Source organism: Nocardia brasiliensis ATCC 700358, assembly GCF_000250675.2.
GTDB lineage: Bacteria > Actinomycetota > Actinomycetes > Mycobacteriales > Mycobacteriaceae > Nocardia > Nocardia brasiliensis_B.
In genome coordinates this window covers 4,427,383-4,438,687 of the sequence record NC_018681.1, presented here as the reverse complement: position 1 = coordinate 4,438,687, position 11,305 = coordinate 4,427,383, and the positions used below count along the sequence as shown (strand labels likewise).

Annotated in this window: 11 protein-coding genes; 8 read left to right on the top strand and 3 right to left on the bottom strand. The window is 70.7% G+C overall.

Annotated elements, in window-relative coordinates; genetic code table 11:
* Positions 1-86: 86 nt before the first annotated feature.
* Entirely contained in the window at positions 87-773 is a 687-nt protein-coding gene (locus tag O3I_RS19960) for a TetR/AcrR family transcriptional regulator (RefSeq protein WP_041564057.1), read from the bottom strand.
* A gap of 172 nt (positions 774-945) precedes the next feature.
* Between O3I_RS19960 and O3I_RS19955 the strand changes: the two genes are divergently transcribed.
* The 6 genes from O3I_RS19955 to O3I_RS19930 all read left to right on the top strand — a co-directional run bounded on the left by O3I_RS19955 (position 946) and on the right by O3I_RS19930 (position 6,465).
* Positions 946-1,875, top strand: coding sequence for an alpha/beta fold hydrolase (locus O3I_RS19955; protein ID WP_014984772.1), 930 nt, complete (start codon positions 946-948; stop codon positions 1,873-1,875).
* Positions 1,876-1,936: 61 nt separating this feature from the next.
* On the top strand, positions 1,937-2,152 hold the full coding sequence (locus tag O3I_RS19950; RefSeq protein ID WP_014984771.1) for a hypothetical protein: 216 nt from the start codon (positions 1,937-1,939) through the stop codon (positions 2,150-2,152).
* A complete protein-coding gene (locus O3I_RS42765) occupies positions 2,149-3,672 on the top strand; it encodes a hypothetical protein (RefSeq protein WP_014984770.1) in 1,524 nt (507 codons plus the stop codon). The genes O3I_RS19950 and O3I_RS42765 overlap by 4 nt, the downstream gene beginning before the upstream one ends.
* 45 nt (positions 3,673-3,717) lie before the next feature.
* Positions 3,718-4,524, top strand: a complete 807-nt coding sequence (locus O3I_RS19940) for a hypothetical protein (protein WP_014984769.1) — start codon at positions 3,718-3,720, stop codon at positions 4,522-4,524.
* Between the two features lie 97 nt (positions 4,525-4,621).
* Positions 4,622-6,052: an SDR family NAD(P)-dependent oxidoreductase gene (locus O3I_RS19935; protein WP_014984768.1), complete on the top strand. Its 1,431-nt coding sequence runs from the start codon at positions 4,622-4,624 to the stop codon at positions 6,050-6,052.
* A 23-nt stretch (positions 6,053-6,075) separates the two neighbouring features.
* Complete coding sequence (locus O3I_RS19930) at positions 6,076-6,465, top strand: DUF2784 domain-containing protein (RefSeq protein ID WP_014984767.1); 390 nt, start codon at positions 6,076-6,078, stop codon at positions 6,463-6,465.
* 28 nt (positions 6,466-6,493) lie between these two features.
* Here the strand turns inward: O3I_RS19930 and O3I_RS19925 are convergent, their stop codons facing one another.
* Positions 6,494-7,261, bottom strand: coding sequence for a thioesterase II family protein (locus tag O3I_RS19925; RefSeq protein WP_014984766.1), 768 nt, complete (start codon positions 7,259-7,261; stop codon positions 6,494-6,496).
* 46 nt (positions 7,262-7,307) lie between these two features.
* Here O3I_RS19925 and O3I_RS19920 point away from each other — a divergent pair, with 46 nt between their 5' ends.
* The gene (locus tag O3I_RS19920) at positions 7,308-8,654 is read left to right on the top strand and encodes a CoA transferase (protein ID WP_014984765.1); all 1,347 of its coding nucleotides are present in this window, start codon (positions 7,308-7,310) and stop codon (positions 8,652-8,654) included.
* Positions 8,655-9,056: 402 nt separating this feature from the next.
* Positions 9,057-10,652 carry an MFS transporter gene (locus tag O3I_RS19915; RefSeq protein WP_014984764.1) on the top strand — a complete coding sequence of 532 codons (1,596 nt, stop codon included), beginning with the start codon at positions 9,057-9,059 and terminating at the stop codon, positions 10,650-10,652.
* A gap of 21 nt (positions 10,653-10,673) precedes the next feature.
* Here the strand turns inward: O3I_RS19915 and O3I_RS46810 are convergent, their stop codons facing one another.
* Complete coding sequence (locus tag O3I_RS46810; protein WP_014984763.1) at positions 10,674-11,258, bottom strand: TetR/AcrR family transcriptional regulator; 585 nt, start codon at positions 11,256-11,258, stop codon at positions 10,674-10,676.
* Positions 11,259-11,305 lie beyond the last annotated feature (47 nt).

Genomic DNA, 11,305 nt, shown 5'->3' with positions numbered 1-11,305 from the left:
CTGTGCTTCTGCATCAGATTCGCGCACTATTGGCACACTGTCAACAAGGCTGGCACACGGGTGTGCCGGGGGAACACGAGACGCGATCAGCCCGTGGGCCGCTGCGCCTGATTGACGGCGGTGAGCGAGGCGAGAATCGGCGTGTCCGGATCCGCGGAGATGCCCTGTCTGCGCAGGAAGCCGTCGATCAGGCCCCACACGAATTCGGTGGCCTGATCGACGAATTCCGCGGTGCGCGTCGACGGCGCCGGATCGGCCAGCCAGAGGTCGGTGATCGAGACGACCACGCCGACCACCGCGCGCGACAGGTATTCGATGCCCGCGGTCTCGATCGGAATGGACTCGGCGATCTCGCGCGCCTGCCGCGCGAAACGATCCGAGGCGGCGCGGCCGAGGTCGAATTGCAGCACGGTGCCGTCGGACTGCTGGGTCACCTGCGCCTGGCCGAGGAAGCGAAAAACATTGGGATGCTGCAGAATACTGTCGGCATAACCCGTCAGCACCCGGCGCAGCGCGGCGCGCGGAGGCTGCAGCATGAGCGTCAGATCGTTACCCGCCGCGGCCGCCGCGGACTTCGCCATCCGGTTGCCGATCTCGGTGTAGAGATCGGCCTTGTCGGCGAACTGCCGATACAGGCGTGGCTTCGTCATCGCGGCTTCGCGAGCGATGTCGTCCATGCTCGGCCGCGGCCCGGCCCGGTCGATCACCCGGATCGCGGCATCGACGATCTCCGCGCGGGAGGTCGCCGAAGGACGAGAGCTGGGTCGGGGCACGACCGCAGCATACACGTACCGCTAGTACGGTTATCGGCGTGAGGTACGCCATAGTCTGGGCGTACCCCTCGCCTTGCCCGGGATTACTTCGTACTGTCGGTATCGGAAAACGTACTGGCGGTACGGCACCTGGTGACCGACCGGCAGCTCGCCCCCGAACGAGGCTGACAACATGACCAACCTGATCGACACCGATACGCCGCGCCCGGACCGCCAGTGGACGGTGACCGCCGACGGCGCCGATCTCGCCGTTTTCGAATGGGGCGACCCTGCGGCCGAACCACTGGTTCTCGTGCACGGCCTCACCGACACCCATCGCGTGTGGGCCACCGTCGCCGCGCTGCTGAGCGACGGCTTCCGGGTGATCACCTACGACGTGCGCGGGCACGGCAGATCGGATACTCCGGCCGTGCTCGCGGACTTCCGCCTGGACCGGCTGGCCGCCGACTTCTTCGCGGTGATCGACGCGGCGAGCCCGAAGCAGCCGGTGCACACCTGCGGCCACGGCTGGGGCGCGGTGCAACTGTGGGAGGCGGTGTGCGATCCGCGGGCCAACACCCGGATCGCTTCGTTCACCGCCATTTCCGGTCCCAACCTCGATCATCTTGGACTGTGGCTGCGCGCGGTCGCGCCGCACGCCAAAGGCATGCTCGGCGATCTCGGCTGGTGGCTGCACGGCGCACGCTGGACGTTGCGGCCGATCCCCGTCGCACGGCGGCTGTACCCGCCGCGGGTGCGGACGCTGCTGGTGGAGCGGCTCGGCGGGCTCTCGCCGATCCCCGCGCGGATCGCCCGCACCTGGCGCACCGACCTCGTCTCCGGCGGCCGAATCGCGCACGCCAACCTGCTGCATCATCTGCGCCGCCCGCGACTGCGGCGCACCGCGGTGCCGGTGCAGCTGCTGGTCGACTCCACCGATCCGTTCGTGCCCGCCGCCATCTACGACACCTCGACCCGCTGGGTGGATCGGCTCTGGCGCTGTGCCGTGCCCGCGGACCACTGGCTGCCGGTCACCGAACCGCTGCTGGTCGCCGAGGCGATCGCCAACTTCGTCGACGACCTGCGCGCCGACCGCGCCGCGATCACCCCGCGCCGCAGCTGACCCGCGCGCCCGCCGGAACACGGCCGCGCGCAACACAATTCGAAACCGATACGGAGATGCCATGCCGGACCCGGCGCACCCGCTGACCCAGACCCTCGGCGCACCGCTGCCCGACGAATTCGGCCGGCTCACCGAGGCCGACCTCGCCGAGCTCGACCGCCTGCTGCGTACCGCCGTCAGCGCCCGCGGCGAGCGCCTCGGCGCGGCGGTCGAATCCTCGCTGCAATTGATCCCCCGGCTGATGCGACCGGCCGTGAAGAAGGCGCTCGGCTTATGAGCGCACAGCTGATGGTGCGCGCGGAAACGACGAAACTCGCGCGACTGCTGGATATCGCCGACCCGGCGGATCTCGCGTTCCTGCACAGCCTTTCGCCCGAGGCGATCCGGGCGTTCCGGGAACGCGCCACCGACCTGCTCTTCGATCGCGACGCCGCGCGGATGCGGCGGGTCGCGGCGGCGACGAAATTGGTGCCGACCGTGATCAGCGCCAAGGCCGCCGAGCGCGCGTTCGGACCGGTGCTGTGCGCGGCCGTCGCCGGATCGGTCGAACCGGCCCGCGCGATCGATATCGCGAAGGCGCTACCCGCGCGCTTTCTCGCCGAGACCGCGGCCCAGCTGGACCCGCGGCGCACCGCCGACATCATCGCGTCGGTGCCGACCCGGCTGGTTGCCGACGTTGCCCGGGAACTACTGCGGCTCGACGACCACGTGACCATGAGCAGGTTCGTCGGCGTCGTGCCGGAGGAATCGATGCGCGCCGCGGCACCGGTGCTCGGCGATGCCGATCTGTTGCGGGTCGGATTTCTCATGGAGGACAAGTCCGCGCTGGACCGCCTGATGGGTTTGTTCACCGACCGCCTCGCCGGGGTGATCCGGGCCGCGCACGAACAAGACCTCTGGGCAGAGGGTCTCGATCTGCTCGACAGCGTCGGTCCCGAGAACCGGGCCGCGCTCGGCGATCTCGCGGCCGGACTCGGCGGCGCGGTGCTGGACGGCCTGATCGAGGCCGTCCGCGCGCTGGACGCCTGGGACGCGCTGCTGCCGGTGACCAGCGCGATGAGCCCGGACAGCTTGCGGGCTTTCGCCGAAAGACCTGCGGTACAGGAGGAATCGGTGCTCGCCTCGATCATGGACGCCGCGTTGCAGAAGGGCTTCTGGCTGGATCTGCTGCCGCTGGCGGTGCACCTGCAACCGGATCAGCTGGCCATCCTGGCCGCGCGCCTGGCCGACAAGCCGGACGACGAACTCGGCGAGCTGGTCGGCCGAGCCGACGCCGCGGGCCTGTGGAACGCGATGCTCCCGATCGCCCTGGCGATGACCGACACCGACCGCAGGCGCATGGCGGGCCTGCCGATCATGCAGGACCCGGACGTCCTGCGCGCGGTGATCGGCACCACCGCCGAACACGAACTCTGGTCCCAGGCTTTGCCTTTGGTCGACGCGCTGCCGGCGACCGCGACCCCGATCCTGGCGTCCTGCATCGGCGATCTGAGCCGCGCACAACTCTTGGCCGCGGTGCTCGTCGCGGCGCGCAGCGACAATATCGACACCCTCGTCGAGATCGCGCTCGCGCAGGATGCCGCCGGCCGCGCCCGGGTGCTCGACATCATCGACGGCATGGACGATCTCGACGAGTTCCTCGTCGCACTCACCGCGGACACCCCGAAAGTGGTGTGGGACGGGCTGATCGAGGTCCGCGCGGAGATCCCGGCACCGTTGCGCGCCCGTCTCGCCGAACGCGCGGACCAGCTCGGCCGCACCGCCGCTGCGGAAGAACTGCGCACCGGCCGACCCTGATCCGAACTTCCCCGGGACCTCGGACGAGGTGATATTTTCGGGGCGATGACGGGATCGGGGGGTTCGGGGCCCTCGCGCCCCGACTACACGGGCTGGCTGGACCAGCCGCTGACTCCGGCGGCACCACCACGGCCTTATCCGGACGGCACGGTGCCGCCACGACGCGCGCTGACCTGGCGCGGGTCCACCCACGGCAAGAGCTGGCAGTGGGCACTGGGCGCCGCGGCGGCGGTCTCGGCGCTCTGGTTCGTCGCCTCGCTCGATACCTCCGGTACCGACCGAGCCACCCCCGCCGCGCCCGATCTGCGGGGCTATCACCACGTCGACAACCTCTGCGCGATCACCGATACCGCGCCCTATCTGCGCGCCGGGTTCGCCCTCGCCCCCACGAGTGCGGCAGGCCCGAAATACCCACTGCACCAAACCCTTCTGCACCCGGCCGTGGACACGATGACGTGCACGATCCGGTTCAGCACGCCCGGCGCGCTCGATCGCGGCGACGACAGCACGGTGAAGGTGCGGGCGGTGGTGCACAAGCAGACCGATCCCGGCCCCGAATTCACCGCTCGGTTCCAGACCTGGACGCAGGCCCGGCTGTCCGAGGACGACGAGATCACCGCGCTGTCCGGCCTCGGCGACGAGGCGTATCTCGTACAACGCAAGAGCGCGGGTGGCACCCGGCCCACCAGCGTCACCCTCGCCGTCCGCCACGGGTGGACCACCTACGAGATCAGCTGGCTGCGCCTGTCCTCGGTCACCGCCACTCCCACCAGCAGGCCGCCGACCACCGCCGAAGCGATCGAGCTGCTGCGCGGGACCGCGGACACGACGCTGCGGCTGCTGCGCGCATAACCGCCCGAGCAGGCAACCGGGCGGCAACCCGGTTCACGCGTTTGCGACAATGAGCGGGTCGATTTCCCAGCTCAGCAAAAGGATGCCTGTACCACCGATGGCCGAAAGCATGATTGATCCGGACGAGCTCGCGACCTGTCTGCGCGTACTGGACGAGGCCGGGCAACTGGAGAAGGACCATCCCGACTCGGTGGCGGTGCAGCGCGCGGTCGGCCACATGTTCAAGAAGCTCAAGCAGCGGCGGCGCACCGAGGCCAGGGCGGCGGTGTCGGCCGCCGATCGCGAGGTCGTCGCCGCGACCGCGACCGGCTCGCCGCAGCGGATCGACGACGAGACCGCGGGCATCCCGCTCGCCTCTAACGCGGCGGGCGCCAGCGCGGGCACGCTGATCCGGCCGCGGCCCTGCTACATCTGCAAGCAGAAGTACACCCAGGTCGACGCGTTCTATCACCAGCTGTGCCCGGAGTGCGCCGCGCGCAGCCACGGCAAACGGAACGCACGGACCGATCTGAGCGGGCGGCGCGCCCTGCTCACCGGCGGCCGGGCCAAGATCGGCATGTACATCGCGCTGCGGTTGCTGCGCGACGGCGCGCACACCACGATCACCACCCGGTTCCCGAACGACGCGGTCCGCCGCTTCGCCGCGATGGAGGACAGCGCGGACTGGCTGCACCGGTTGCGCGTGGTCGGCATCGACCTGCGCGATCCCGCCCAGGTCGTCGCGCTCGCCGACGACGTGGCGGCGCAGGGCCCGCTGGACATCCTGATCAACAACGCCGCCCAGACCGTGCGCCGCTCCCCCGGCGCCTACAGCGCGCTGGTCGACGCCGAATCCGGGCCGCTGCCCGCGGGCCTGCTGCCCGAGCTGGTCACCTTCGGCAAGACGATGCAGGCGCACCCCACCGCGCTCACCGCCTCGCTCACCCCGACGCTGTCCGCGGCCGATATCGCCGAACTCGCGCTGGTCGCGGGATCGGCCACCCCCGAACGCATTTCGCGTGGCGTCGCGATCGACGCGGGCGGACTGGTGCCCGACCTCGCGCACACCAACAGCTGGGTGCAGACCGTCGCCGAGGTCGATCCCACCGAGCTGCTCGAGGTGCAGCTGTGCAATTCGGTCGCGCCGTTCATCCTGGTGTCGCGGCTGCGGCCGGCCATGGCCGCGGCCGCCGCGCGGCGCAAGTACATCGTCAACGTGTCCGCGATGGAAGGCCAGTTCTCCCGGGCCTACAAGGGCCCCGGCCATCCGCACACCAATATGGCCAAGGCGGCGCTGAACATGTTGACCCGCACCAGCGCTCGCGAAATGCTCGAGGCCGACGGCATCCTGATGACCGCGGTCGACACCGGATGGATCACCGACGAGCGCCCGCACTACACGAAGATGCGCCTCGCAGACGAGGGCTTCCACGCTCCGCTGGACTTGGTCGACGGCGCCGCCCGGGTCTACGACCCGATCGTGCAGGGCGAGCAGGGCACCGACCTCTACGGCTGCTTCCTCAAGGATTATCAGCCCTCACCCTGGTGAGGCGGAATCGCTAAGCTGGTGGTGTGCTGTATCGGTTGCTCGCCGATGTCACCGCCGCCGCGCATTTCGTGTTCGTGGCGTACGTGGTGATCGGTGGATACCTGGCGTGGCGGTGGCCGCGCACCCTCTGGCTGCACGTGCTCGCGTTCGGCTGGGGATTCGGCACGGTGCTGTTCGGCATCGACTGCCCGCTCACGCATCTGGAGAATTGGGCGCGCCACCGAGCGGACGAGGCGGGGCTGCCACCGAGCGGTTTCATCGACCACTACATCACCGGGGTGATCTATCCGGAGCACGCGCTCGGCGCGGTCCGGGTGCTCGTCGCGGTGGTCGTCGTGCTCTCCTGGGTGGGCTACGCCGTGCTGCGGCGACGGGCGGCCGGGCCGGCCACCCGCCTTCCGGCCGCTCGCTAGTTCCTTCCGCGGCAATACTTCTCGGCTATCACGCGGGCGAGCGATCTTCGCCGAGCCGGGCCGCGACGACCTCCGCCACCGCCGCCGGGCGTTCGTCCACGAAGAAGTGGCCGCCGGGAAAGGTTGTGCGCTCGAAGGTTCCGCTGGTGACCTCGCGCCACTCGTCGGCCTGCTCCGGTCGCATGGTGGGATCGCCGGTGCTGACGAGCGCGGCGATATCGACGGCCAGTGGGTCACCCGGCGTGTACCGATAGGTTTCGACGGCCTGGTAGTCGCCGCGAACGGCGGGCAGCACCAGTTCCGCGAGACTCGGTTCGTCCCGCAGCATTTGGATCGGCGCGGGGTCGGCGGCCAGGCGTTCCAGATCCTTGATCAGGTCTTCGTCCGACCCGAGGTGCAACCGCTGCGTCTCCACGAAAGCCGGTGCGGGACGGCCGGACACGAACAGGGCCGTGAGCGCTCGGCCGCCGCGCTCGAGCCGCCGCGCCGTTTCGAACGCCACCGTCGCGCCCATGCTGTGCCCGAACAGCGCGAGCCCGTCGAGGTTCCCGTGCCGCAGCACCTCTTCGGCAATCAGGTCCGCGAGCGCGCACAGATCCGTGATCGGCGCCTCGCCGAGGCGGTCCTGCCTGCCCGGATACTGCACCGCCAGCACCGCGGTGCCCGCGCCGAAACATTGTGCGAATTCACGATATGCGGTGGCGGGACCGCCGCCCGGCGGCAAACACAGCAGGTAGCGCCGGGGAGCCGGGTCGGCACGCAGCACCCGCAGCCACTCGCCCGACTCGATCTTCATGCCCACGTAGATCTCCTTCTCAGCTGGAACTATTACGCTCGTTCGCGTGAACGCGCACACACGGCTGGTCCACGACTACGAAGCCGGAATCGGTGTCACCCCCTCCGCCATTACGCCTGCCCCCGACCCCGGCAGCAATCTCGCTGCGACACTACCGGTCTGGGCACTGGCCGCCGGATCGGTCGCCGCGCTCACCGCCGCGGCCAACCGCCTGCGCACGATCCGCGGCCTCGATCCGGTGGCGCACCGCATCGACCCCGTCCGGATCACCGCCGCGTTCTCCAGCGAACGCCTGCTGCGCTTCCACGGTGCGCCCGCGACCATGTTCGCCGACCTGTCCGGGTTCTTCCCGACCTATGACGGATGGGTCCGCACGCACGCCAACTATCCGCACCACCGCGACCGATTGCTCACCGCGCTCGGGCTGCCGATCGACGCGCCCGTGGACCTCGCGGTCGCGCAGATGGCGATGAGCCGGGCCGTCGATATCGAAGACCACGCCGCCGCGCACGGCGCGATCGCGGTGCGGGTGCGCACCGAACAAGAGTGGGCGCAGAGCCCCGCGGGCCGCTCCGCAGCGGCCGGGCCGGTCGTCGCGATCGAACGCCGCCCCGACCGCGGCGAACCCGGATTGCCCATGGGCGCAGCACCTTTCCAGCCGCTGCGCGGCCTGCGCGTGCTCGACCTGACCCGGGTGATCGCCGGGCCCGTCGCCACCCGGACCCTCGCCCTGCTCGGCGCGGAGGTGCTGCGGGTCGACCCGCCGCACCTGCCCGAGATCCCGTGGCAGTACGCCGACACCGGGCAGGGCAAGCGGTCCACGCTGCTGGATCTGCGGGACCGGCTGCCTCAGTTCAACGACCTGCTCACCGCCGCGGACGTGCTGGTCACCGGCTATCGGCCCGGCGCGCTCGCGCACGCGGGCGTCACCGCGGCCAGACGCCCCGGGCTCATCCACGGGCGCGTCTCGGCGTGGGGCGAGTTCGGGCCGTGGGGTGGCCGGCGCGGCTTCGACAGCATCGTGCAGGCGGCCTCCGGCATCGCGATCGCCGAGGGCTCGCCCGCGGTGCCCGGCACACTGCCCGCCCAGGCGCTCGATCACGCGTCCGGCTACCTGCTCGCGGCGGGCGTGATCGACGCGCTCACCGCGCGCGCCACCGACGGGATCGGGCGCGACGTGCGAGTCTCCTTGGCGCGCACGGCCTCCTGGCTGCTCAACGCCCCGGATCGCACGCCACGCCATCCGCAGGCGGCCGCACCCGACCCCGCTACCGCGGTCTATCACGGGGAAGCGTGCACCGCCGCACCGGCGATCGCGGAGTACCCCGCGTATACGTGGCCCGCCCCCGCCTATGGCAACGATCGGCCCGCCTGGCCGTTGCGGACGCATTAGCCGCGGGGGTAGCTGTCAGACGGTCGGCGCTCGGTCGCCGCGGGCGGTGCGGGGCAGTCGCGGGCGACAGTCGGAGGCGGCAGTCGCGGTCGGCGCTCGGCAGTCGGAGGCGGCAGTCGCGTCGGCAGTCGGCAGTCGGAGGCGGCAGTCGCGTCGGCAGTCGGCAGTCGGCGGGCACGGTCGGCGCTCGGCGGGCACGGTCCGCGCTCGGCGGGCACTCGACACGCTGCGGGCTGCGGGCTGCGGGCTGCGGGCTGCGGGCTGCGGGCTGCGGGCTGCGGGCTGCGGGCTGCGGGCTGCGGGCTGCGGGCTGCGGGCTGCGGGCTGCGGGCTGCGGAAAATCGTTTGCGGTTTCCGGTCGGTGACCGATGAGATGGGACTGCCTGTTTCGTCAGAACAGGCATGACGCTCCTGGACATCGCAGCAGAAGGGCCCGACCCCGTGGACAGCACCCTCGACCGCCCACCGGGCGCGGCGCTGCCCCGAGCCGGGCGACGTGAGTGGATCGGGCTCGGCGTGCTCGCCCTCGCCTGTCTCGTCTACGCGATGGACCTCACGGTGCTGCACCTGGCCGTGCCGATGATCAGCGCCGACCTGCACCCCACCAGCTCGCAGCTGCTGTGGATCATCGACATCTACGGTTTCATGGTGGCCGGATTGCTGATCACGATGGGCACGCTCGGCGATCGCATCGGACGCCGCCGGTTGCTGCTCGCGGGCGCCGCGGCCTTCGCGGTGGTTTCGGTGATCGCCGCCTTCGCGCCCACCGCGGAGACCCTGATCCTGTGCCGGGCGCTGCTCGGCATCGCGGGCGCGACCCTGGCGCCGTCCACGTTGTCGTTGATCTTCAACATGTTTCGCGATATGCGGCAGCGCTCGGTCGCGGTCGGCGTGTGGATCGGCGCGTTCTCCGCGGGCGGCGCGGTGGGCCCGCTGTTCGGTGGCGTGCTGCTCGAATACTTCTGGTGGGGTTCGGTTTTCCTGCTCGCGGTGCCGGTGATGGCGCTGCTGCTGGTGATCGGGCCGAAGGTGCTGCCGGAGTTCCGTGACGATGCCGCCGCCACACTGGATCCGGTGAGCGCGGCGCTGTGTGTCGCGACCATGATCGCGCTGGTGTTCGGCATGAAGAAGATCGCGCAGGACGGCATCGGCGGCACCGCGCTGCTCGCGCTGGCGGCCGGCGTCGCGGCGGGAATCGTGTTCGTGCGCAGGCAGTTGCACCGGCCCGACCCGATGCTCGACCTGCGGCTGTTCCGGCTCGGCACGTTCCGGATCGCGTTGCTGATCAACGTGGTCGGCATCTTCGTCGCCTTCGGCTACTTCCTGTTCGTCGCGCAGTACTTCCAATTGGTGCTCGGGCTCTCCCCGCTCGGCACCGGTATCGCGATGGCGCCCTCGGGCCTGGGTTTCATCGTCGGTTCCCAGCTCGCGCCGCGCATCGTGCGGGTGGTGCGGCCCGCGTACGTGATCGGCGCCGGCATGGCCGCGACCGCGGTCGGCATGGTGATGATGACGCAGCTCGCCGTCACGGGCGGCCTCGCGCTCGCGGTCGCCGCGTCGATCGTCAGTTCGCTCGGGATGGCGCCGGTGTTCGGCATCACCACCGAGCTGATCGTCGGCTCCGCGCCGCCGGAGCAGGCCGGGGCGGCCTCGGGTGTGTCCGAGACCGGCGCGGAACTCGGCGGCGCACTGGGCATTTCGATCCTCGGCAGCATCAGTATCGCGCTGTACCGCGGCGATCTGGCCGAGAGCTTGCCCGCCGGACTGCCCGCGGAGGCCGGCCGCTCGGTGCGCGACACCCTGGGTGCCGCGGTGGAAACGAGCGCGGGGCTGCCCGGCGAGCTCGGCGAGGCGGTGCTGCTCGCGGCGCGGGCGGCGTTCCTGCACGGCGTGCACGTCACGGCGGGGATCACCGCGGTCGCGGCCGTTGTCCTCTCGGTGATCGCGGTGCTGCGGCTGCGACACGTCCCGGCGGGCGTGCTGAACGAAGAGCACTGAGCACCAGCGGGTTCCGGCCGGTCATGCACCTGCGGCGCGGTCGCCCGCGATCGCCGTCAGGGCTTCGGCCAGCCGGTTCCCGTCCGGCAGTGCGCCGTTCGGCGCGATGACCCAGAGCACGCCGAGCCCTTGCGCCAGCACGAAATACAGCTGGGCGATCGACTCGGCCTGCTCCTCGGTAAGGTTCGGGTGGGCCGTCCGCAGCGCCGCGCCCATCTCGCGGTAGATCGCCGGCAGGCTCTCGGCGTAGAAATCCTTCGCCTCGCTCGACCGCGCGACCCGCACGATGTTCTCCATGCTGGCGACCATGCTGTCCCGGTTCTGCGCGAACACCTCGGGCATGCCGTTCCACAGTTGCGCGAATCCGGCGAGCAGCGGGACACCGCTGCTCTCCCGGATCATCGACTCCATGTTGTCGCCGATCGCCGTGCCGAGCGCGTCGGCGAGCGCCTCGGTGATCAACTGTTCCTTGGAACCGAAGTGGTAACCGATCGCGGCCAGGCTCACGCCCGCGGCGGCCGCGATATCCCTGGCCGTGGTCTTGGCGACGCCGCGCTCGACGATGGCTTTGCGCGCACCCGCCAGCAGATCTTCCCGGTTTCCCATCCGGCCAGGTTACAACGTGATCAGACATTTGTGCCAGACGCATGTGC